We start from the raw sequence: 21,409 nt of genomic DNA, 5'->3' as shown, positions 1-21,409 counted from the left end.
TCTGAATGACCGACAACCCCGACATCCGACGGCTGGCCGACTGGGACGGAGAGCGACTTGACTCGCTCGCCGACGACCACGGGACGCCGCTGTACGCGATCGATCTCGATCGAGTCCGCGAGAACTGCGAGCGCCTCCGAGCGGCGTTTCCCGACGGGGAGGTCCGCTACGCCGTGAAGGCTCACACCGGCCGTGCGGTGCTCGAGACCGTCCGCGAGGCGGGACTCGCCGCCGAGTGCGCCTCCGCGGGCGAGGTGATGCGCGCGTTCGACGCCGGCTACGAGGGCCACGAGGTGCAGTACACCGCCGTCAACCCGCCAGCCGAGGACCTCGACTACGTGGTCGATGCGTGGCGGGACGAACACCCCGATCTGACCGTCACCGTCGGGGCCGCAGACACCGTCGACCGCCTGCGCGAACGCGGTTTCGACGGTCGACTCTGTGTCCGGGTGAACCCGGGCGTCGGGGCGGGCCACCACGAGAAGGTCCAGACCGGCGCGAACGCCAAGTTCGGCGTCCCCTACAACCGGGTAGCGGAGCTCCTGGCGTCCGCACGCGAGGAGTTCGACGTCGTCGGTATCCACGCCCACGCCGGTAGCGGGATCTCCGGCGACGACCTGGAGAACCACCGCGAACTCGTCCGACGGATGGGCGAGCTGGCTCGCGAGGTCGGCGAGTTGGAGTTCGTCGACGTCGGCGGCGGGTTCGGCGTCCCGTACCACGAGGACGAACCGCCGCTCGACCTGGAGGCCGTCGCGGAGGCGACACGCGACGCGATCGGCGACGTCGACGCGACGCTCGCCGTCGAACCCGGCCGTTACGTCGTCGCCGACGCGGGCGTGCTGTTGACGCGGGTGAACACCGTCAAAGAGGCGTCAGACACCACCGTCGTCGGCGTCGACGCCGGAATGACCACCCTGCTGCGCCCGGCGATGTACGACTCCTACCACGCACTCTCGAACCTGACCGGCAGCGACCGGGTGGCAACATCTGTCACCGTCACCGGCCCTATCTGTGAGAGTGCAGACGTACTGTGTGAAGACCGACCACTGCCGCGTCCCGAACGCGGCGACCTGCTCGCTATCGGCAACGCCGGCGCCTACGGCTACGAGATGGCAAGCACCTACAACTCGCGGCCGCGGCCGGCGGAAGTCGCACTGGAATCGGGCGACTCGCGACTCGTCCGCCGACGCGAGCGGGTACGCGACCTGACCAAGCTAGAGGACGAAGCATGAGTCTACAAGCAAATCGAACCGTATCTTACGAGAAGTACCACGGAACCAGTAACGACTTCATCATCATCGACGCCGCCGACTTCATCCCGAACCGCTACTCCTTCGCGACGGCCTACTGCGACCGCGAGACCGGCGTCGGCGTCGACCTCGACGTCGGTGACGACGGCCACGTCGGCGCGGACGGCGTGCTCTTTCTCGCCCTCGAAGAGCAGTACTCGCCGCCGCGCGTCATCATGACGCTCGTCCAGCCGGACGGCTCGACGGCCGCGATGTGCGGCAACGGCGCGCGCTGTGCCGCCGCGTGGGCCGCCGAACGGACCGGGAGCGACGAAGTGATGGTCGACACGCAGGCGGGCACCCGTCACGCGACCGTCAACGACGACGGCAGCGTCACCATCGAGATGGGCGTCCCGGCGTTCGACCCACGCGACGTCCCGCTCGCTCGTGACGACCCGCTCGTCGAAGAGGAGTTAGAGGGGCACCCCGTCACGGCCGTCAACACGGGCGTCCCACACGTCGTCATCTTCGTCGACGATGCCGACGACGTCGACCTCGAGTCGGTCGGCCCGACGCTCCGCTACGCCGACGTCTTCCCCGAGGGGGCGAACGTGACGTTCGCCGCCGAGAAGGAGAGCGGCGACGGGTTCGACCAGCGGACCTACGAACGCGGTATCGAGGGCGAGACGCAGTCCTGCGGAACCGGCGCGGTCGCCGTCGTCGCCGCGGCGAAGCGGCTCGGCCTCGTCGACGACGCCGAGTCGGTCACCGTCAGCCCGCCGGGTGGCGACCTCGAGATCTCGGTACCGGACGACGCTCCGGCGACGCTGCGCGGAGGGGTCACCCACGAGTACGCAGGTGAGCTCGCCCGCGAACCGCCAGCCCAGTCGTGAGCTTCGACCCCGTCGACTTTCTCGACGCCGCCGTCCGCATCGAGTCACACGACGACGTCTCGGCGATGCGTGAGTTCCTCGTCGAGACGCTGGCGAATCACGGCGTCGAGGCGACCGTCGACGACGCGGGCAACACCGTCGCCAGCAAGGGAACGGGGTCGCCGCACGTCGTCCTCAACACGCACGTCGACACCGTCACGCCGCACGTCCCCTACGAACGCGACGACGAGGCGGGCGTCGTCCGCGGCCGTGGCTCCTGTGACGCGAAGGGGCCGCTCGCCGCACTGCTCTCGGGCTTCCTCGCCGTCGATCCCGGCGAGTCGGGGACGCTGACGCTCGCGGTCACGCCGGACGAGGAGGTGCTGTCGACCGGGGCGGCTGCGCTCGACCTCGACGGCGACTGTTACGTCGTCGGCGAACCGACCGGGCTCGACGTCTGCAACGCCGCCAAAGGGCGGTTCCAGGGGACGGTCACGCTCTCCGGCGTCAGCGCCCACGCCGCCGAACCCGACTCCGGCGCGAACGCCGTCTTCGCACTCGAACAGGTGTTGGGCGTCCTCCGGACGTTCGACGACGACCGCGAGGTTCACCCTTCGCTCGGGGCGGCGACGCTGACGCCGACGACCGTCGACGGCGGGTCGGCGACGAACCAGATCCCCGCCGACTGTCGACTCGTCGTCGACCGCCGGACCATCCCGCCGGAGACGGCCGAGGGGTTCCGCGAGTCGCTCGCGGCACGACTCCGCGCGGCGGTGCCGGACGACGTCGACGTCGCCTTCGAACTGACCGAGCGGCCGACGCCGTTCCTCGAGGCGTTCGCGACCGACCCCGACCACCCGCTCGTAGAGACGCTCGCCGCGGCCGCGAACGACGCGAGCGGCGGGTCCGGTGGCGCGGTGCGTCCGTTCACCGCCGCGACCGAGGCGTCGTACTTCGCGCCCGCGCCGACGGTCGTCTTCGGGCCGGGCGACCTCGCCGACGACGAGGGCGCGGTGGCACACTCCGAACGCGAGTACGTGCGGATCGAGGAGGTCCGGACGGCCGCTGCGGCGGTAGAGACGACGCTCCGTGAGTTGTTAGCACCCGAAAAAGCGTGAAAGCGGACGACGGAGGTCAGCCGAGGAAGACGTCGACGACGTCGTTCGTCGACTGCCCGCGGTACAGTTCCGAGTAGCCGCAGTTGGTACACGAGACGACCGTGAACTTCCGGTTCTGAATGTCGAACATCTTCGAGAGACCGCCGCCGGTCGTCGCGATGGAGTCGATCTCGGTGTCGGTGTGACCGCACTTCGGACAGCCACGCTCGTCACCGAAGTCGTGGGCGTCGGTGTCGGTTGGAGGGCTCATACGCTCACTGAGAGACGCGACACGTCAAAAAGTCTATCGCTCGTCAGACCGGGACGCTACCGTCCTCCCGTTGGAGTTCGGCCATGCTTCGACGCTGCATACAACCGAAGATCCGGTCGCCGATGTCGCCGAACGCGCATGCGAACTGGCGTGTGATGCTGGCGCCACACGCGTGACACGTCCGAGAGGACGTCGACGCGGTTCGACGACCAGACGAGACAAGCGGTGTCGTCGAGAGCAGTAGACATCAGCGGTCTGTTAACCGGATTAGGTCGCAAGCAAAACAAACCCACCAGGGGGCGTGCGGAGCCGACGCAACAGGGTCAGACCGACCGCGACTCGTCGGAAGGAGTGTCGTCCCACCCGCGAGCAGTCGTGTCCGGGTAGTAGGTCCGTCCGCTTCCCACCGCGCCGTCGTTCGTCCCGTGGAGCAGCATGAAGACCCACAGCGCGATCGGCGAGAACGCCGCCGCCACCAGTCCGCCACCGAGGAGGTGGGTACCGGTCAACTGTAGCGACGCCGGGCCGCCGGCGGTCGCCGCGTCGCCGACGAGGAGCGCACCCTTCATCCCCATCGCCACGTGGGGTTCACAGGCGTACGTGGCGACGCCGCGACCCTCGACGACGTGCTCGAAGACGTGGCCGTCGTCACCGCTCATCTCGCTTTCGAACGCACCGTCGCTCGCGACGACGTTGTGGAACCCGCCCTCGCCGGACCACAGCCAGCGGACCGTCGTCCCCGGATCGACCTGGACGGCGGCCGGTTCGAAGCCGAACGCGCCGCCGTTGCCCGCTGCACCGACCTCGACCGTGACGACCTCCTCGCCGCGGCGGTCGACGGTGCCGGCGAAGTTGTCGACGTCGTCGAACCAGTCGCCGTAGACCGCCGCCGGGTCAGGCCCGGTGCTCTCGGCGGCGGCGCTGGCTTCGACGCCGGGCACCTCGCCGACGACCACGACGCCTTTCATCCCCATCGCGGCGTGCGGTTCGCAGGCGTACCTGACGACGCCCTCGGCGTCGGCGACGTACTCGAACGTCTCATCCTCGTCGCTCAGGAACTCGCTGGCGAACGACCCGTCGTCGGCGGCGACGTTGTGGACGCCGCCCTCGCCGGTCCACACCCAGCGGACCGTCGTCCCCGGGTCGACCTGGACGGCGGCCGGACCGAACCCGAACGCGCCGCCGTTGGCCTGGGTACCGACGTCGACGGTGACGGTCGACTCGCCGCGGGCGTCGACGACGCCGTCGTAGTTGTCGACGCCGTCGAGCCAGCCGTCGAACGTCTGCGTTGGACTCTCCTGGGCAGCGACCGTTCCGACCGCCGGGGTCGCTGCGGCGGCGAGGCCGACGGCCGCACCCGCACGGAGGAAGTTCCGTCGACTGACGCCGCTCATAGCTCGTACCCCGCCTTGTCCATCACCTGTCGGAAGATCTCGGTGTCCATCGCCTCGGTGTAGACCGTCGCGGTGAGCATCCCGCCGGGGTAGGAGTTGCCGTTGCGGACGTGGTCAACCTTGTGGCAGTGGATCGGGTAGATGCCGGGGTCGGCGTCGGCGACGTACTCGATAGTGTAGCGTTCGGCGGGGGCGACGTTGACGACGTCCTGGAGGTACTGGAGCGGTTCGGGCATCGGGCTGCCGTCCTTCTCGACGACCTTGAACCGGTGGTTGTGGACGTGCATCGGGTGGCTCATGAACCCCGCGTTGACGAAGTGGATGCGGACAGTGTCGCCCGCGTCGACGATGACGGGCGACCCCATCTCGGGGTGGAGCGTGTAGGGGGCCGACCGGCCGTTGATGGTGAACACGTCGCCCATCCGGTCGGTGAGCGAGTACTTCACGTTCTCGCCGCCGTACTGCCGCGAGAGGCGGGAGTCCCACTCCTTGACTGTCATGAAGTACTCCTTGTCGGCCTCCTCGTACCCCTCGGGGTCGACGCGGAGGATGCCGTACATCCCCATGTCCATGTGGAACGGGGTGTTGAAGTGGCAGTGGTAGAGATGCGTCCCCGCGACGTTCGCGGGGATGGTGTAGGTGTGTGTCTCGCCCGGCATGACCGTGATGCCCGTCGTCGTCGGTACGCCGTCGTTCATCCACGACTTGCGGACGCCGTGGAAGTGCAGCGTGTGCGGGTGAACGTTGTCGGAGTTGTCGAGCGTGATCTTCAGCTCGGTTCCCTCGGTACAGCGGAGGATGGGGCCGGGGACGGAGGGGGTTCCGTCGTCGGCCTGAAACGCCCAGACCTGCGGGAGGACGACTGGACCGTTCATGCTCTCGCCGGGGTGGACGTCGTGGCGGGCGGTGACGGAGCGGAGCGTCACCTCGCCGCCGCGCTCGTCGAGGTCGACGACCTCCGGGCGGCCGGTGAGCGGGAGGTCGGCCTGGGTGGTCGAAAGCGGCCCGCCAGCGGAGGACGAAACCTGCTGTGCCATCGGAGCCTGGGCACAGCCCGCGACTGCGACGGCGCCGCCCGCCCCGGTCGCCTTCAAAAAGTCGCGTCGTGAGATGCCGGTTCCGGGTGCACCGATTCTGTCGGCGTTCATACTACAGCGGATGGTCCAGTTTTCGATATAACCAGATCCCCGTTCTCAGAGGGTGAGAAACGCCAGCTGCCGCGTGTTAGCACGCCTCCGGCCGGATCGAAAGACCGGTCGTCACTCTAGTTCGTCGACTAGTTCGTCGGCAACGCCCGTGTAGCCGCTCGGCGTCAGCGCGAGCAGTTCCTCGCGGACGCCCTCGTCGACGTCGAGGTCGGCGAAGAGGTCGTGGAAGTCCTCGAGCGTGACGCGCTGGCCGCGAGTCAACTCCTTGACGCGCTCGTAGGCGTCGGTGTCGCCCTCGCGTCGGAGGATGGTCTGGACGGCCTCGCCGATTATCTCCGGTGTGGACTCGAGTTCCTCGCGCATCACCTGCTCGTTCGGGACGACCTTGCCGAGTCCCTTCGTCGTCTTCCCGTACCCGACGAGACAGTGGGCGAACGCCGCGCCGACGTTGCGCTTGACCGTCGAGTCCGAGAGGTCCCGCTGGAGACGCGACGTGGTGACGTAGTCGGCGAGGAACGTCAGGTCGGAGTTCGCCTTCGAGAGGTTCCCCTCGCTGTTCTCGAAGTCGATGGGGTTGACCTTGTGCGGCATCGTCGAACTCCCCGTCTCGCCGTCGACCGTCCGCTGGCCGAGATAGCGATCGGAGATGTAGAGCCACATGTCACGGTCGAGATCGACCAGCACGTTGTTGACGCCGCGGAGCGCGTCGAAGAGTTCCGCGAGGTCGTCACACGGGTTGACCTGCGTCGTCAGCGCCGTGTGTTGGAGTCCGAGCGAGGCGACGAACTCTTCGGAGAACGTCTGCCAGTCGACGTCGGGGTAGGCGGCGACGTGTGCGGCGTAGGTGCCCGAAGCACCCGCGAGTTTGCCGGCGAGGCCGTCGGCCGCCTCGGAGATGCGGGCTATCGCCTTCCCCAGACGGGCGGCGTAGACGGCCATCTCCTTACCGAACGTCGTCGGCGTCGCGGGTTGGCCGTGCGTGCGTGCGAGCATCGGCAGGTCGCGGTTGTCCTGCGCCAGCTCGGTGAGTTCGTCGCGCACGTCGCCGAGGGCCGGAACGAGCACCTCCTCGACGGCGGGTTTCACGAGCAGGCGCTGAGCGAGGTTGTTCACGTCCTCGCTGGTCAGCCCGAAGTGGATCCACGGGTAGACCGACTCGTCGGTCGCCGTACGGATGAAGTACTCGACGGCCTTCACGTCGTGGTTGGTCGCGGTGAACTCCTCGGTCCCCTCCACCTCGATCTGCTTGACGAGGCGGGCGTCGTCGGCGTCGAACTCCTCGTACAGCGCGCGCAGGTCGGCGCGTTCGCCGCCGTCAAGTGCGAGCGGCGTCGCATCGAGGTCCGCGAGCGCGAGGAGATACTCGACTTCGACGCGGACGCGAGCGCGCATGAGCGCCGACTCGCTGGCGTAGGGACTCAGCGGTGCTGTTCGGCGGGCGTATCGGCCGTCGAGCGGCGAGACGGCGGCGAGGGGGTCGCTCCGCGGCAGGTCGGTCATACCCTGTGGTGTCGGTGGTGAGCGCAAAAGCGTGTCGATGGATGGTAGCAGTAATGTGCATACATCGAGCCAGGTATCCGGGTCGGAGCCGGTTATATACACACGAAATTGCACATCTAGTCTGTCGCAACCGCAACTGTTTTTCTCTCACGGCCGGGTCACTCATACATGCTCAAGATCGCCGGTCTCGCGAGCAACCGTGGACGCAACCTACTGCATATCGCCGACCAGGCCCCCGGCGGGGCGAAACTGAGCGTCGTGCTCACGAACGAGGAGGGCGCACCCGTACTCGAAGGAGCCTCCGAGCGCGGCATCCCGACGGAAGTGGTGACACGCGGCGACGACGAGTCCCGCGAGGACCACGAACGGCGCGTGCTCGACCGACTCGACGGCTACGACTTCGACATCGTCTGTCTCGACGGCTACATGCGCGTGCTCACCGAGGCGTTCATCGACGACGCGCCGACGACGCTCAACGTCCACCCCTCGCTGCTCCCGTCGTTCTCCGGGATGGACGCCCACGAGCAGGTGCTCGACGCCGGCGTCCGGATGACCGGCTGTACCGTCCACGTCGTCGACGAGGAGGTCGACGGCGGCCCCATCGTCACGCAGGAGGCCGTCCCGGTCTACGAGGACGACAACGAGGCGAGTCTCAAAGAGCGCGTGCTCCACGAGGCGGAGTTCACGGCGTACCCCCGCGCAGTTCGCTGGTTCGCCGAGGACCGCGTGACCGTCGAGGACGAGACGGTCCACGTCGACGGCGACGAGGGCGGCGAGTTCCCCGAGCGACGTCTCATCTCCAACGACCTCGAAGCGTCGCTCCGCTACGGCGAGAACCCGCATCAGGACGCGGCCGTCTACGTCGACGCCGCCTGCGACGAGGCGAGCGTCGTCCACGCAGACCAGTTAAACGAAGGGGCGAAGGCGCTCTCGTACAACAACTACAACGACGCCGACGGCGCGCTCAACCTGATAAAAGAGTTCGACGAACCCGCCGCGGCCGTCATCAAACACACCAACCCCGCCGGCTGTGCGACGGCCGACACCCTCGCCGACGCCTACGAGGCCGCACTCTCGACGGACCCGATGAGCGCCTTCGGTGGCATCGTCGCGCTCAACCGCGAGTGTGACGCCGCCACCGCCGAACAGATCGTCGACTCGTTCAAGGAGGTCGTCGTCGCACCCGACTACACGGACGCTGCACTCGACGTCCTCACCGAGAAGAACAACCTCCGCGTGCTCGACGTCGGCGACCTCGGCGAGATCAGCGAGCGGTTCACCGAGAAACCGATCGTCGGCGGTCGACTGGTGCAGGAGCGCGACACGTGGTCGCCGACGGTCGACGAGCTGGAGGTCGTCACCGAGCGTGAACCCAGCGAGGAGGAGCTGGAGACGATGCTGTTCTCGTGGAAGGTGCTGAAGCACGTGAAGTCCAACGGCATCCTCTTCGCGAAGGGGACCGAGACCGTGGGCGTCGGGATGGGACAGGTCTCTCGTGTCGACGCAGTCCGACTCGCCGCCATGAAGGCAGACGAACACGCCGAAGGGAAAGACGCCGAGGGTGCCGTGATGGCCTCGGACGCCTTCTTCCCGTTCCCCGATGGGATCGAAGAGGCCGCGGAAGCCGGCATCACCGCCGTCGTCCAGCCCGGCGGGTCGGTCAACGACGAGGACGTCATCGAAGCCGCCGACGAACACGATATCGCGATGGCGTTCACCGGGCGTCGGTGTTTCCGTCACGACTGAACGGAATGAGAGAGTCTGGAACAGCGAGTCACAGCCTCCGATCGGAGTGTGGACGTCCGTCGCGAACGGTCTTCACCGTGACCGAGCGGACCCGACGCGACTGAGAACGCCGACGTCCGACACGCTGCTTCCTCGGAGTTGCTGGCGAGAACGAGAGGAGATCACTGTTCTCCAGATCTTCCCAAACAGATTTCTGGGAATATATACAGATATCTGTGTGGATATATTGGGGAATTTCTACCCAGAGAGTCGGAGACGTGTTTTTCTTTTGAACTCGATGAAAAAGAGGGAACGAACGCTCGCTCAGTCGTCGCCGAGGTTATCGTTCGGGAAGCACTCCGCGAGGTCGTGGATCATCTCGATCGTCTCGGCTTTTTTCTCCGGGTCGATGTCGTCGATCGTCTCGAGTTCGTCGATCGCACGTCGCAGGAGCGGGAGACTCAGTCGTTGGTCGACGTGGGCGACCGGGATGAGCAGATCGTCGAAGTCCTCCGGCGGGATGCCGGAGGTCGACAGCAGGAAGTAGTCGTCGAGGTCCGCGATGTCGTCCATCGGGAAGTCCTCTTCGTTGTAGGGCAGATCAGGCGAGTTTGTCGTCACACCGCGGATCGACGGCACGTGCAGCGTGTAGTCCGACATTACGTCCCGACGGACGCGCGGACGACTGAAAGGCGTTGTTGCCGTCGTACGTCACGAACCCTCTCGGCCCGGCGTCGACACACTCAGGGCGACTTGCTGAGGTGTTCGTCACCGGGTCGGCCGCCACCGGCGTTCTCGTCGTCGTCGTCGTCGATCTCCTCTTTCACCGCGGATTTCGTCTTCTTCTTGAACGCGGCGTATCCGGCTGCACCGCCTGCGCCGGCGACTACCGCGCCCGGAACGCCGAACTTCTTGTACCCGTACTTTGCTGCCTTCTTACCGATGGAGAATGCACCGAACATCGTGTCTCTAACGACGGGCCGACCACGGAACCCTCGCCTGCCTGTATACACAGCAGGTTCTTGTGGGGGCGAGAAAGTCGGCATCGACGCCGGGTTTCGTCACCGTCGGCGGCGACGGTCACATATGGAAACTCACACCATTTGACCGCGCGGAGCGACGGTCACACGCCGCCGGCAACGTCGTCGGGTCGAGCTGTCTGTCACGAGGAGCGTCCCGACAGCGACTGACACACCGGCCGACGGCCGCCACGTACATACCTGTCGAGTCCTGAGAGCGGATATGGCGACACGACGCGGGTTCCTCGGCATGCTCACCGGGTTCGCCGGGGGGACCGCACTGGCGACGTACACGTCGATCCCCGACCGGTATCTCCCGCCCCGCGAACAGCTCCCTCCAGCCATCCGTCCGAGTGCGGCGGAGACGAACCCCCGGCCGTCGTCGGTGACGCGGCCGGAGGACTCCGCGTTCGACGAAGAGACCAGAGAGCGTGCCCGCGAGGTCGGACTCGCGACGCGCGAGGCGGTCGTCTACCTCGAGCTCCGGGCCGGAAACCGATTCTCGGTCGGAACGGGGTGGATACTGGACGACGAACACGTCGTGACCAACGGCCACGTCGTCTCGCAGGGCGGCGAGGTGACGTGTTACACCGTCGACGGCGACACCCTCGCCCTCGAACTGGTCGAGGCCTCTCGCGACCCCGACGTCGCGTTGCTCCGGACCGACGACGAGGTGCCGGCGACGCTCTCGACGGGGGCCGCGGAGCGTCTCGACCGTGACCAACCGCTCGTGCAGGTCGGTCACCCGGGGAGCGTCGGCAACTGGATCATCTCGCTCGGCCGGTTCGGCGGACGAACGGGCGTCCTCGGGTCGGGCGACACGCTCCGCTCGTCCGTCCCGAGCGCACAGGGCAACAGCGGGTCGCCGCTCGTCACCCTCGACGGCGACGTCGTCGGACTCACCTACGCGAGCACGATGGGGCAGGGGCGGTTCCCTGGGTCGACACCGGAACCGAGCGACGACCGGGTCCGGGAGTCGTTCGCGTCGAACTCGTCGGCGCTGCACGTGCCGGTGGAGACGGTCGAGGAACTCGTCGACGAGTGGACAGCCTGAGTCGACCCCGAGCCTTCGACAATCTAAAGCGGCCGCCGACTGAGGTGCGGGTATGGACTACCACGAGGCAGCGAACTTCCTGTTCGACCTCCGCCGGTTTCAGGTAAAACCCGGCACGGAGTCGGTTCGGGAGCTGCTCGCGCACCTCGGCGACCCCCACGAGGACGTCCGGTTCGTTCAGGTCGCGGGGTCGAACGGGAAGGGGAGTACGGCGAAGATGGTCGAGTCGATCCTCCGCGAGGCCGGTCTCGGCATCGGACTCTACACCTCGCCTCACTTCGACGACGTCCGCGAACGGATCCGTGTCGACGGACGAAAGATCCCAGAGAAGGCGCTCTGTGCGTTCGTCGACGAGGCGAAGCCGTACCTCGTCGAGCGGGCGGCCGAGGGCGAGCCGCTGACGTTCTTCGAGGTCGTGACGGCGATGGGTATCTGGCAGTTCGGACGCAGCGACGTCGACGTCGGCGTGCTCGAAGTCGGGATGGGGGGGAGACTCGACGCGACGAGCGTCGTCGACCCCGTCGCCAGCGCGGTGACGAACGTCTCGCTGGAGCACACGTCCGTGCTCGGCGACACCGTCGAGGAGATCGCGACGAAGAAGGCGGCCGTCGCCCCGGCGGACGCACCGCTCGTGACGGCGGCGACGGGCGAGGCGCTCGAAGTGATCCGCCGCGAGGCAGGCGACGTCGTCACCGTCGGCGATGCCGACGACGGCATGGACGTGACGGCCCGCTCGGGCGGACCGGTGAACCACACCGAGTCGACGGTCACCGTCGACGGCCCCGACTGGCACGTCGAATCTCGACTGCCGCTGCTCGGTGCGTATCAGGCGACGAACGCCGGCGTCGCCTGCACGCTCGCCCGACTGGTGGCCGACGTCGACGAACCGACGATCGCCCGCGGCCTGCGGAACGCCCACTGGCCCGGTCGGTTCGAGATGATGGAGCGCGATCCGATGGTCGTCCTCGACGGCGCACACAACCCAGACGCCTGCGCCCAACTCGCGACGACGCTCGACGAGTTCGCCGACGAGTACGACGACCTCCATATCGTCTTCGCCGCGATGCACGACAAGGACCACCGCGAGATGGCCGGGGCGCTCCCGACGCCCGACTCGGTCGTCACCTGCAAGCCGAACCTCTCGCGCGCCGAGGACCCCGAGGTGCTCGCCCGCGTGTTCGAGAACGCCGGCGTCGACGACGTCCACGCGGGGGTCTCGGTCGCCGGGTCGCTGGCGAAGGTCCGCGAGCGCGCCGAACCGGACGACTGCATCCTCGTCACCGGGTCGCTGTTCTGCGTCGCCGAGGCGCGGACGACGTGGACCCGACTGGAGGTACCGAAGCGGGTTCGAAACCTCGACGACGCCGAGACGGTGCTCCGCGGCGCCCACGTCACCGAACCGGGCGTCTGGCGGATGCGCGGAAAGGCGGTCCACCGGTCGCTGAAACTCCGCGTCGAGCGCCGACAGGCCCAGTATCTCAAAGAGGAGATGCTGAGTCTCGGCGGCGAGTGTGCCACCTCGGGGCTGATGACCGACGGCGAACTCTCCTCCGTCGTGTTGATGGGGTCGCTCTCGCAGTTCAACCGCCTCGTCGACAAACTCGAGGGCCAGCCGTTCGGCCTGGAGGCGCTCGGCGAGGACATCCGTCGGCGGCTCGGCATCCGCGTCGAGAAACCCTCTCGCGGCTATCCGTGGGAAGACGGCACCGCAGTGATGGGCATCCTGAACGTGACGCCCGATAGCTTCCACGACGGCGGGGAGTTCTTCGATCGGGACGCTGCCGTCGAGCAGGCGCAGACCATGGTCGACGCCGGCGTCGACATCATCGACATCGGCGGCGAGAGCACGCGACCCGGGGCCGAAGAGGTCCCCGTCGAGGCGGAGATCGACCGCGTCGTCCCGGTCGTCGAGGCGCTCGCCGACCTCGACGTCCACCTCTCGATCGACACGCGGAAGGCCGCCGTCGGTCGCGCCGCACTCGACGCGGGAGCCGACATCCTCAACGACGTCACCGGACTCGAGGACCCGGAGATGCGCTTCCTGGCGGCGGAACGCGATGTACCGGTCATCGTGATGCACAGTCTCGACGCACCGGTCGACCCGGAGCGAGAGGTCGAGTACGACGACGTCGTCGAAGACGTCGTCGACGAGTTGGCAGAACGCGTCCTCTTGGCCGAGAAAGCGGGTATCCCGCGCGAGAACGTCATCGTCGACCCGGGTCTCGGCTTCGCCAAGTCGAAGGCCGAGAACTTCGAACTGCTCGGACGACTCGACGAGTTCGACGCGCTCGGCTGCCCGATCCTCGTCGGCCACTCCCACAAGTCGATGTTCGAACTCCTCGGACAGGAGGCCGGCGACAACCTCGATGCGACCGTCGCGGCGACGGCGATCGCCGCCGACCGCGGTGCCGACATCGTCCGCGTCCACGACGTCGAAGAGAACGTCGCCGCAGTACGCGTCGCACAGGCGGCGCGCTCGCCGGAGCAGTTCAGCCAAGAATAGCCAGAGTTCGGGGGGAACCGAACGTCTCAGTCCGGATCTATGCTTCGATACCGAGTTCGTCGAGCAGCGTCTGCGCCGCCGCGGCACTGGACTCGGGACCGCGCGCCGTGACGAGGTCGCCGTCGATGGTGACACTCGTGTCAGCGTCGAGTTCGGCGTCCCAGTTGCCGCCTGCGGCCTTCACCTCGTCTTCGACCCAGTAGGGGAGTTTGCGCCCGTCGAGGTTGTCGTGCTCGTCGACGATCCCCTCTTCCCACTCGTTCGGGAAGCCTGTGACGTCACGGTCCTGGACGAGCGGCGAGCCGTCGGCCTCGCGGGTGAACCCGAGGATACCGACGGCGTGGCAGACGACGAGCGCCTTCCCCTCGTCGCCGCCGACGGCGGTGAGCAGCGCCTGTCGCGCGTGGCGGTCCTGGTTGACGTCCCACTCCGCGCCGTGACCGCCGGGGAAGACGACGGTGTCGTAGTCACCCGCCTCGACCGTCGCGAGCGGCTCGGGGTCGTTTAGGCGGTCGTCGGACTCGTGGATCTCGCGGAGGCGCTCGGCCTCCTCCTCGCCGATGTCGTCGGGATCGAGCGATCGCTCGTCGACGACCGGCGGGTTGCCGGACGGCGTGGCGACGGTGACGTCGACACCGGCCGAATCGAGCGTGGTGAGCGGTTCGATACATTCCTCGGCCCAGTACCCCTCCTCGCTGACGATGAACAGTGCGGATGGCATACACGCCTAGTTCGCGCTCGCGCTGAAAAAGGCGTCCGGCCGCGGAACGTCCGGCCGCGACCGGTGTGCGATCGTGGACCACGTCTCGCGGTAACTATCCCCCGGACGTGGACCGCTCGACGCGTCGCTCGCGAGAGGAGAGACGCCGTCGCGACAGAAAGGGGAGTTCGGTACGTCGGCTACCCGTCGCCGTACTCGTCGACGATGACGACCTCGCCGTCCTCGACGGTGACGTTGATGAGCGTCTTCACGTCGTAGTCGGTGTCGTCGAGCTCGTTCGGCCCGGCCTTCTTGATGACGGCGACGACGTCGACGACGTCCGCGCCGACGTCGTTCTTCAGCGCGCCGAGAATCGCCTTCATCGTCCCACCGGTCGAGAGCACGTCGTCGAGGACGAGCACGCGGTCGCCCTCCTCGACGTCGTTGATGTACATCTCCGACTCGGAGTAGCCCGTCTGCTGGAAGAGCGGCACCTCGCCCTTCAGTCCGTACTGGCGCTTGCGGATGACGACCAGCGGGATGTCTGTCATCAGCGAGACGGCCGTCGAGATGTGGATGCCCATCGCGGCGGGCGTGACGATCTTGTCGACGTTCTCCAGCTCCGCCTTGCGAATGATCTTGATGACGATCTCGCGGAGCAGGCCCGGTTCGAGCATCGGAACGCCGTCACTGATCGGATGGACGAAGTACTCGTACTCTCCTTTCTCGATGATCGGAGCGTCAAGCAGCGACTGCCGCAGTTGGTCCATGACGACAATTTCTGCCGGCAGGGATAAATGGTTGTGATTCTGGAGCCGTTCGTGCTGCTGTCTCACGGCAGGACGGTCCGAAAGCACCCCACGGAGACGGGACAGACGCGTCTACGCGACGACCAACAGCGCGATGCCGACCGTCGTGACCGCGACCAACAGGAGGATGCTCGTCCCGATACCCGCGTGCAGCGAGACGGGCCACGCGGACTCGTCGTCGTCGGTCGCGTCAGTCTCCGTTCGACCGGCGACCTGCCGGACGACCGCCTTTGGGTTCCGGAGCGTCCGGGTGACGCCGGCCGCGGAGGCGACCGCCGCGCGGTCGACGGCGGCGTACGTCTCGGTGACGCCGCGGACCAGCCCACGCGTACCGTAGAACGCAAGCGGGTTGTAGACGGCGTCGACGTCCGGCACCCGGCCGATGCGGTCCAGCGGTTTCTTCAGGATCGCGAAGCCGACGACGCCCAGCACCGCCAGGATCAGCCCCTCCTGGACGTGACCGACCGTGTACGTCGTGTAGTCGAACCCACCCTCGTTGCCGGGGAGGATGGCGAACAGCGCGTCGGGGAATAGTCCGTAGACGATACAGAGCACCGCGACGCTGACCATCGCGATCTTCTGGATTGCGTTGGCGTCGCGGACCTCCCCGTCGTAACTCCCCTCGTAGAAGGCGTACCAGCCGAGTTTGATGAACGAGAGGAACGTGCCGACCCCGCCGGCCAAGAGGAGATACCAGAGCACGTCGAGATGTTTGTAGTGGGCCTCGGCGATGATCATCCCCTTGCTGACGAACCCGTTGAAGCCGGGGAAGCCCGCGATGGAGAGCGCCGCGACGACGAACGCCCCCGTCGTGACCGGCATGTCACGGGCGAGACCGCCGACGTACTTCAGGCTCTCCTCGCCGGTGCGGTAGATGACGACGCCGACCGTCATGAACAGCAGGCTCTTATAGAGGATGTGGTTGAACACGTGGCCGAACGCGCCGGCGGTCGCGATCGTCGATCCGATGCCGACGCCGGCGATCATGTAGCCGACCTGCGACTGGATGTGGTACGAGAGCAGTCGGCGCATGTCCTTCTGGAGGACGGCCATCGTCGCACCGAAGACAGCCATCGCTCCGCCCATGTAGGCGATCCAGAGGTGACCCTCCGGGAACGCGCGGTACATCGCGTAGACGCCGGTCTTCGTCGTGTAGACGCAGAGGAAGACGCTGGCGGCGACGTGTGGCCGCGGGTAGGTGTCCGGCAGCCACGCGTGCAGGCCGACAAAGCCGACGTTGACGCCGATGCCGACGGCGGCCAGCGCAAGCACCGCGGGGCCGCCGCCGACGATGCCCGTCGAGGCGCTGAAGAGGAACGAACCCACTTCGGCGTAGTGCCAGACGATGGCCGCGAGGACGAGACTGCCGCCGATGCCGTGCAAGACGGCGTAGCGGAAGCCCGCGCGGACGGCCTTGCCGCCGTAGTCCCAGACGAGGAGGGTGCTCGTGACGGCCATCAGCTCCCAGAAGAACACGAGCGTCAGCCAGTCGCCCGCGAACACCGCGCCGACGCTGGTGCCGACGTAGGTGAGCGCGTAGGCGGTCTGCTCGTTCGACGCCTCCGTCGCGGAGGAGTAGAGGACGGCGACGGCGCCGATGAAGCCGAAGATGATCCCCATCAGCCGAGAGAACTCGTCGACGTTGAACAGCACGACGTCGAAGCTGAACAGCTGCACCGCCCAGTGGGTCCCCGCGGGCGTGAGGAACGCGATTGGGACGACTGCGGCGGTGGCGAGCGCGCCGAGGGCGTGGCCGACACGACGCGGGACGAACGGCAGCAGCAGCGCTGCGACGAGCACGTAGACGAACGGCGGGATCGCGGTCAACGCCTCCATCAGGCGAACACCCCCACGACCGTCGCCGCCGAGACGACGTACTCGACGAGCTGCAGGAAGACCGCGCGTCCGGGAACGAGACCCAGAACGACTGACCCGGTCGCTGCGGTCAGGATGGGTGCGACGACGAACCACGACCCCTCGCCGCCGAGCCAACTGCGACGCTCCCACCCGCCAGCGGGCGGTCCGCCGTGATGGTGGTGGTCGTGGTCGGCGTGGTCGACGTGGTGGTCGTCGCGTCCCTCGCGTTCCTCGTGCTCGCGATCGACCGTCTCGCCGGTGTCCGTCTCGAGCTCGCCGGGACGGGTGTGGTCGCTCGGGTTCCGGTCGACGGCGTACTCGCCGTCGGAGTCGGCGAGCGGTCGACCGCTGGTCGCACCGTGTTGGTTCGACCCACCGTTACGCTCGCCGCCGTCGGCGGCGACGGCCGAGCGGCCGCCGAGCGGGTTCTCGATGAGTGGTTTCCGGTCGTGACCGTCGGGCGTCTCGCTCTCGAAGAACGCCTGGTAGACGACCGGCCAGAAGTACGCGATGTTGAGCACGCCGGAGACCAACAGCGCGACGGTGAACGCGACCGCACCGCCCGAGGCGGTACCGATGAGGAGGTAGAACTTGCTGACGAAGCCGGCGACGAGCGGGATGCCGGCCATCCCGGCCGCCGCGACGCCGAAGGCGGCCATTGTCAGCGGCATCCGTTTGCCGATACCCGCCATATCGCTGATGTCGTCGGTATGGGTCTCGACGTGGATCGCCCCCGCACAGAAGAACAGCGTGAGCTTCATGAACGCGTGGGCGGGGATATGCAGCAGCCCGCCGACGAGCGCGTATCTCGCGGCGTCGCCGCCCATCGACGCGCCGATGCCCAGTCCGAGCACGATGTACGACAGTTGGCTCACCGTCGAGTAGGCGAGTCGGCGTTTGAGGTTGTCCTGTCGGAGCGCGATGACGCTCGCCGCCAAGAGGGTGAACGCCGCGACGGCGGCCAGCGGGACGCCGACGCCGAGGTTCGAGACGGTGTCCGGCCCGAACACCTCGAGGACGACGCGCGCGATGCCGAAGACGCCGGACTTGACGACGGCGACGGCGTGCAGCAGCCCCGAGACGGGCGTCGGCGCGACCATCGCGTCCGGCAGCCACGAGTGGACGGGCATCAGCGCCGCCTTGACGCCGAACCCGGTCGCCAGGAGCGCGAACGCCGCGCGTCCGAGCGTCGGGTCGGCCGTTGCGAGCCCTTCGATGCCGCCGGGCGTGAACGAGATACTCCCGGCGAGCACGTAGATCAGGACCGTCCCCGCGAGGACGGCGACGCCGCCGCCGAACGTGTACGCGAGGTACTTCCGGCCGGCGGCGCGCGCCTCCGCGGTCTCGTCGTGTGAGACCAGCGGGTAGGTCGCCACCGTCAGCAGTTCGTAGAAGACGAACAGGACGAGCAGGTTCGACGCGAGCGCGACGCCGACGGCGCTGGCGACGCTGGCGGCGAACGAGGCGAAGTAGCGTGTCTGTGCGTGTTCGTCGAGGCCGCGCATGTAGCCGATGCTGTAGAAACTGGTGACGAGCCAGAGGAGGCTCGCCAGCAGCCCGAACAGCAGGCCGAGCGCGTCGGCCTGGAGCACGAAGTCGACGCTCCCGTTCCCGAGCGGGACGAACGCCCCGAGGTCGGTGACGTACGTGTCGCCGGCGAGGACGCCGGGAACCATGCTCGCGACGAGGGCGAGCGTCGATGCGGCGGCCAGGATCGTCCACCCTTCACGGACGTTCGGGCGGCGGCCCGACGCGAGGATGGCGACGGCGGCGACCGCCGGGACGGCGACCGCCGCGAGCGGTCTGAGCGATGCGATGTCTGTCATTGCTGGAGTAGGATTTCGAGGGTCGGTTCGAGCAGCGGTTCGAAGGTCGAGACGAGCGGGCCGAGCGTCACCGCGAGCAGCGCCGCGACGACGACGACGGCGATCATCCCCGGCGAGGGGTGGGCCAGGCCGTCGTCGGTCGGGTCGTCGGTGGTCGCGTCGTCACCGCCGTCTGCGACGGCGGCCGTCCCCGTCCCCGTCGCCGACGACGAGGTGGTCTCGGTCGTCGTCGACGTGCGGAAGTACATCCGCTCGATGAGGCGCAGGAAGTACGCGAGCGTCAGCAGCGTGCTCACGAGGATGACGACGGCGATCGGCCACGATTCGGCTTGGATCGCGCCGAGTGCGATGTACCACTTGCCGACGAAGCCGACCGCCGGCGGGACGCCGACCATCGACAGCGACAGGACGGCGAAGGCGGCGCTGAGAAGCGGCGCACGGGCGCCGAGCCCGTCGTACTCGTCGACGGTACGCGCGCCGGCGACGGTCGCCAGCGCGCCCGCGGCGAGGAACAGCCCACCTTTCATCACCGCGTGGCCGACGAGGTGGACGAGACTGCCGGTGACGGCCGCCTCGTTGGCGATGGCGACGCCGGCGACGACGAGGCCGAACTGCGACACCGACGAGTAGGCGAGCATCCGCTTGATTTCGGTCTGCATCACCGCGAGGACGCTGCCGGCGACGATACTGAGCGCGGCGAGCGCGAGCAGGAACTCCTGGGCGAACGCCGAGGACGTGAGGAAGTCGACGGTGTAGACGCTGAAGGTGACGCGTGCGAGCGCGTACGCGGAGACCGTCGAGACGAGCGCCGCGATGAGCCCGCTGACGCTGTCCGGTGCGCTGGCGTACGCCTCCGGCTGCCACGTGTGCAGCGGGAACAGCGCCGTCTTCACGGCCAGTCCCGTCGCGACGAGCGCGAACGAGGCCCCGACGAGCGTTGGGTCGGCCGTGGCCAGTTTCGTCGCCAGATCCGCCATGTTGAGCGTCCCCGTCGCGATGAACGCGTAGCCGATCCCGAGGAGGAACAGCGACGCGCCGACGGTGCCGACGAGGAGGTACTTCAGCGCGCCGACCGCCGCGCGGCCGTCGTCGCCGGTCGCGACCAGTGCGTAGGCGGCCAGCCCGGTGATCTCGAGGAAGACGTAGAGGTTGAACATGTCGCCCGTGATCGTCATCCCCGAGAGCCCCGCCAGCAGCAGCAGGTAGCCGGTGTAGAACGGCACGGAGTGCGGGCCGGCACGGCGCGCGTAGACGAGCACGCTGACGGCGATCGCCGAGACGAGCACGATGACGGCTGCGTTGAACCCGTCGACGACGAGTTCGATGCCGAACGGCGGCGCGAAGCCGCCGACACCGTGGTCGAGCGGCGAGCCGCTGGCGTAGACGGTCCCCGCGATTGCCGTCGCCAGCCCCACGTGGACGAGCGACGTCAGGAAGCAGAGCGGCCACCCGAGTCGCTCGAAAGCGAAGCCGGCCGCGAGCGTGAGCGCGGCGCCGAGAAGCGGGATGGCGACCAAAAGCGGCAGGAGCTCATTCATCGGCACGCACCTCCCGGAGGACGTGTTCGTCGAGCGTCCCGTACTCGGAGTAGATGCGGACGACGAGCGCCAGCGCCACCGCCGTGAGGCTCACCCCGACGACGATAGCCGTCAGGATGAGCACGTGCGGCAGCGGGCTGACGTACGTCGTTCCCTCGCCGCCGTGACCGAGAAGCGGCGGCGACCCGCCGGTCCGGTACGCCGAGGTGATGAAGAGCAGGAAGATACCCGACTGGAAGATGTTCATCCCGATGACCTTCTTGACGAGGTTCGGCGTCTCGACGAGCATGTACGCACCGGTGGTCAACAGCAACGCGACGACGATGTAGTTGTAGTGGGTGAAGAGGATGTTCGCGTTCATTGGTCGTCCTCCAACGGCTCGTTCGTGTCGAACCCGGCCGCGAGGAGGAAGAACAGTCCGGTGATGATACCGGCGACGACGGCCCCGATACCGAGTTCGACCAGTTCGATGCCGTACTTGCTCGCGTGCGAGATAGGGTAGGCGGTGTACTGCAGGAACGACCCGCCGAACACCAGCCCCCCGAACCCGACGAAGAGGAACGTCAACAGACCCGCGGTGACGAGTCCGAGCAACCGGGCGGCGTCGAGCCAGTCGCGAACCGGTTCGATCCCGAACGCGAACGCCAACAGCAACACGACGGTGCCGGCGATGACACCGCCCTGGAACCCGCCACCCGCCGAGTCCGCCCCGTGGAACATCACGAACAGTCCGAGCGTGAGGATGAACGGGACGATCACTCGTACGGTGGTCATGATGATGGTACTCTCGACGTACGGCGTCTGGTCTTCCGTGCGGAAGATGCGGTTGTTCGTCGACGTGCGGACCGTCCCGCCGTCCGTCCG

General features: G+C 67.6%; 20 protein-coding genes. 6 read left to right on the top strand and 14 right to left on the bottom strand.

The features are described 5' to 3' along the window. Positions 1-5: 5 nt before the first annotated feature. From lysA to BSG17_RS03800, 3 genes are read left to right on the top strand one after another with little or no spacing between them, the layout of a single operon-like run. Complete coding sequence (gene lysA, locus BSG17_RS03810; protein ID WP_089821203.1) at positions 6-1,235, top strand: diaminopimelate decarboxylase; 1,230 nt, start codon at positions 6-8, stop codon at positions 1,233-1,235. Continuing rightward, positions 1,232-2,125 (top strand): diaminopimelate epimerase, encoded by an 894-nt coding sequence (gene dapF, locus BSG17_RS03805; RefSeq protein ID WP_089821201.1) that lies wholly within the window; start codon positions 1,232-1,234, stop codon positions 2,123-2,125. Before lysA ends, dapF begins: the two co-directional genes overlap by 4 nt. Then, positions 2,122-3,222: a M20 family metallopeptidase gene (locus tag BSG17_RS03800; protein WP_089821199.1), complete on the top strand. Its 1,101-nt coding sequence runs from the start codon at positions 2,122-2,124 to the stop codon at positions 3,220-3,222. The genes dapF and BSG17_RS03800 overlap by 4 nt, the downstream gene beginning before the upstream one ends. A gap of 16 nt (positions 3,223-3,238) precedes the next feature. Here BSG17_RS03800 and BSG17_RS03795 read toward each other — a convergent pair whose 3' ends face one another. The 5 genes from BSG17_RS03795 to purB form a co-directional block, all read right to left on the bottom strand. Continuing rightward, complete coding sequence (locus BSG17_RS03795; protein ID WP_089821198.1) at positions 3,239-3,472, bottom strand: zinc ribbon domain-containing protein; 234 nt, start codon at positions 3,470-3,472, stop codon at positions 3,239-3,241. A gap of 43 nt (positions 3,473-3,515) precedes the next feature. Then, a complete protein-coding gene (locus tag BSG17_RS28890; protein ID WP_449271712.1) occupies positions 3,516-3,713 on the bottom strand; it encodes a DUF7563 family protein in 198 nt (65 codons plus the stop codon). A gap of 82 nt (positions 3,714-3,795) precedes the next feature. Next, the gene (locus BSG17_RS03790) at positions 3,796-4,866 is read right to left on the bottom strand and encodes a halocyanin domain-containing protein (RefSeq protein WP_089821195.1); all 1,071 of its coding nucleotides are present in this window, start codon (positions 4,864-4,866) and stop codon (positions 3,796-3,798) included. Further along, complete coding sequence (locus BSG17_RS03785) at positions 4,863-6,014, bottom strand: multicopper oxidase domain-containing protein (protein ID WP_089821193.1); 1,152 nt, start codon at positions 6,012-6,014, stop codon at positions 4,863-4,865. Before BSG17_RS03785 ends, BSG17_RS03790 begins: the two co-directional genes overlap by 4 nt. 111 nt (positions 6,015-6,125) lie before the next feature. After that, on the bottom strand, positions 6,126-7,514 hold the full coding sequence (gene purB, locus BSG17_RS03780) for an adenylosuccinate lyase (RefSeq protein ID WP_089821192.1): 1,389 nt from the start codon (positions 7,512-7,514) through the stop codon (positions 6,126-6,128). Between the two features lie 168 nt (positions 7,515-7,682). Here purB and purH point away from each other — a divergent pair, with 168 nt between their 5' ends. After that, positions 7,683-9,260 (top strand): bifunctional phosphoribosylaminoimidazolecarboxamide formyltransferase/IMP cyclohydrolase, encoded by a 1,578-nt coding sequence (gene purH, locus BSG17_RS03775; protein ID WP_089821190.1) that lies wholly within the window; start codon positions 7,683-7,685, stop codon positions 9,258-9,260. A gap of 303 nt (positions 9,261-9,563) precedes the next feature. Here the strand turns inward: purH and BSG17_RS03770 are convergent, their stop codons facing one another. Beyond that, on the bottom strand, positions 9,564-9,899 hold the full coding sequence (locus tag BSG17_RS03770) for a hypothetical protein (RefSeq protein WP_089821188.1): 336 nt from the start codon (positions 9,897-9,899) through the stop codon (positions 9,564-9,566). 83 nt (positions 9,900-9,982) lie between these two features. Beyond that, positions 9,983-10,201 carry a hypothetical protein gene (locus BSG17_RS03765; RefSeq protein ID WP_089821186.1) on the bottom strand — a complete coding sequence of 73 codons (219 nt, stop codon included), beginning with the start codon at positions 10,199-10,201 and terminating at the stop codon, positions 9,983-9,985. 280 nt (positions 10,202-10,481) lie between these two features. On the opposite strand from BSG17_RS03765, the gene BSG17_RS03760 reads away from it, so the two are divergent. Next, a complete protein-coding gene (locus BSG17_RS03760) occupies positions 10,482-11,312 on the top strand; it encodes a S1 family peptidase (protein WP_089821184.1) in 831 nt (276 codons plus the stop codon). Between the two features lie 52 nt (positions 11,313-11,364). Next, positions 11,365-13,815 (top strand): dihydropteroate synthase, encoded by a 2,451-nt coding sequence (gene folP, locus BSG17_RS03755; RefSeq protein WP_089821182.1) that lies wholly within the window; start codon positions 11,365-11,367, stop codon positions 13,813-13,815. A 37-nt stretch (positions 13,816-13,852) separates the two neighbouring features. Here folP and BSG17_RS03750 read toward each other — a convergent pair whose 3' ends face one another. From BSG17_RS03750 to BSG17_RS03720, 7 genes are all read right to left on the bottom strand, one after another. Continuing rightward, positions 13,853-14,536 carry a type 1 glutamine amidotransferase domain-containing protein gene (locus BSG17_RS03750; protein ID WP_089821180.1) on the bottom strand — a complete coding sequence of 228 codons (684 nt, stop codon included), beginning with the start codon at positions 14,534-14,536 and terminating at the stop codon, positions 13,853-13,855. Positions 14,537-14,715: 179 nt separating this feature from the next. Beyond that, positions 14,716-15,285, bottom strand: coding sequence for a hypoxanthine/guanine phosphoribosyltransferase (gene hpt / locus BSG17_RS03745; RefSeq protein WP_089821178.1), 570 nt, complete (start codon positions 15,283-15,285; stop codon positions 14,716-14,718). 111 nt (positions 15,286-15,396) lie between these two features. After that, positions 15,397-17,160, bottom strand: a complete 1,764-nt coding sequence (locus tag BSG17_RS03740) for a Na(+)/H(+) antiporter subunit D (protein WP_089821176.1) — start codon at positions 17,158-17,160, stop codon at positions 15,397-15,399. Continuing rightward, on the bottom strand, positions 17,160-19,007 hold the full coding sequence (locus BSG17_RS03735; RefSeq protein ID WP_089821174.1) for a proton-conducting transporter transmembrane domain-containing protein: 1,848 nt from the start codon (positions 19,005-19,007) through the stop codon (positions 17,160-17,162). The genes BSG17_RS03740 and BSG17_RS03735 overlap by 1 nt, the downstream gene beginning before the upstream one ends. Continuing rightward, entirely contained in the window at positions 19,004-20,545 is a 1,542-nt protein-coding gene (locus BSG17_RS03730; RefSeq protein WP_089821171.1) for a monovalent cation/H+ antiporter subunit D family protein, read from the bottom strand. Before BSG17_RS03730 ends, BSG17_RS03735 begins: the two co-directional genes overlap by 4 nt. After that, entirely contained in the window at positions 20,538-20,906 is a 369-nt protein-coding gene (locus tag BSG17_RS03725; RefSeq protein ID WP_089821169.1) for a cation:proton antiporter subunit C, read from the bottom strand. The genes BSG17_RS03730 and BSG17_RS03725 overlap by 8 nt, the downstream gene beginning before the upstream one ends. Further along, a complete protein-coding gene (locus BSG17_RS03720) occupies positions 20,903-21,319 on the bottom strand; it encodes an MnhB domain-containing protein (RefSeq protein ID WP_394327952.1) in 417 nt (138 codons plus the stop codon). The genes BSG17_RS03725 and BSG17_RS03720 overlap by 4 nt, the downstream gene beginning before the upstream one ends. Between the last annotated feature and the right edge of the window lie 90 nt (positions 21,320-21,409).

It is taken from the genome of Halogranum amylolyticum, from assembly GCF_900110465.1.
In the GTDB taxonomy this organism is placed as follows: domain Archaea; phylum Halobacteriota; class Halobacteria; order Halobacteriales; family Haloferacaceae; genus Halogranum; species Halogranum amylolyticum.
This window is presented reverse-complemented; position numbering and strand designations above follow the sequence as displayed.

Excerpts from the sequence above, each read along its gene's own strand:
- lysA (WP_089821203.1), top strand. The coding sequence starts at position 6 with ATGACCGACAACCCCGACATCCGACGGCTGGCCGACTGGGACGGAGAG.
- dapF (WP_089821201.1), top strand. The coding sequence starts at position 1,232 with ATGAGTCTACAAGCAAATCGAACCGTATCTTACGAGAAGTACCACGGA.
- BSG17_RS03795 (WP_089821198.1), bottom strand. The coding sequence starts at position 3,472 with ATGAGCCCTCCAACCGACACCGACGCCCACGACTTCGGTGACGAGCGT.
- BSG17_RS03790 (WP_089821195.1), bottom strand. The coding sequence starts at position 4,866 with ATGAGCGGCGTCAGTCGACGGAACTTCCTCCGTGCGGGTGCGGCCGTC.
- BSG17_RS03785 (WP_089821193.1), bottom strand. The coding sequence starts at position 6,014 with ATGAACGCCGACAGAATCGGTGCACCCGGAACCGGCATCTCACGACGC.
- purB (WP_089821192.1), bottom strand. The coding sequence starts at position 7,514 with ATGACCGACCTGCCGCGGAGCGACCCCCTCGCCGCCGTCTCGCCGCTC.
- purH (WP_089821190.1), top strand. The coding sequence starts at position 7,683 with ATGCTCAAGATCGCCGGTCTCGCGAGCAACCGTGGACGCAACCTACTG.
- BSG17_RS03770 (WP_089821188.1), bottom strand. The coding sequence starts at position 9,899 with ATGTCGGACTACACGCTGCACGTGCCGTCGATCCGCGGTGTGACGACA.
- BSG17_RS03765 (WP_089821186.1), bottom strand. The coding sequence starts at position 10,201 with ATGTTCGGTGCATTCTCCATCGGTAAGAAGGCAGCAAAGTACGGGTAC.
- BSG17_RS03760 (WP_089821184.1), top strand. The coding sequence starts at position 10,482 with ATGGCGACACGACGCGGGTTCCTCGGCATGCTCACCGGGTTCGCCGGG.
- folP (WP_089821182.1), top strand. The coding sequence starts at position 11,365 with ATGGACTACCACGAGGCAGCGAACTTCCTGTTCGACCTCCGCCGGTTT.
- BSG17_RS03750 (WP_089821180.1), bottom strand. The coding sequence starts at position 14,536 with ATGCCATCCGCACTGTTCATCGTCAGCGAGGAGGGGTACTGGGCCGAG.
- hpt (WP_089821178.1), bottom strand. The coding sequence starts at position 15,285 with ATGGACCAACTGCGGCAGTCGCTGCTTGACGCTCCGATCATCGAGAAA.
- BSG17_RS03740 (WP_089821176.1), bottom strand. The coding sequence starts at position 17,160 with ATGGAGGCGTTGACCGCGATCCCGCCGTTCGTCTACGTGCTCGTCGCA.
- BSG17_RS03735 (WP_089821174.1), bottom strand. The coding sequence starts at position 19,007 with ATGACAGACATCGCATCGCTCAGACCGCTCGCGGCGGTCGCCGTCCCG.
- BSG17_RS03730 (WP_089821171.1), bottom strand. The coding sequence starts at position 20,545 with ATGAATGAGCTCCTGCCGCTTTTGGTCGCCATCCCGCTTCTCGGCGCC.
- BSG17_RS03725 (WP_089821169.1), bottom strand. The coding sequence starts at position 20,906 with ATGAACGCGAACATCCTCTTCACCCACTACAACTACATCGTCGTCGCG.
- BSG17_RS03720 (WP_394327952.1), bottom strand. The coding sequence starts at position 21,319 with ATGACCACCGTACGAGTGATCGTCCCGTTCATCCTCACGCTCGGACTG.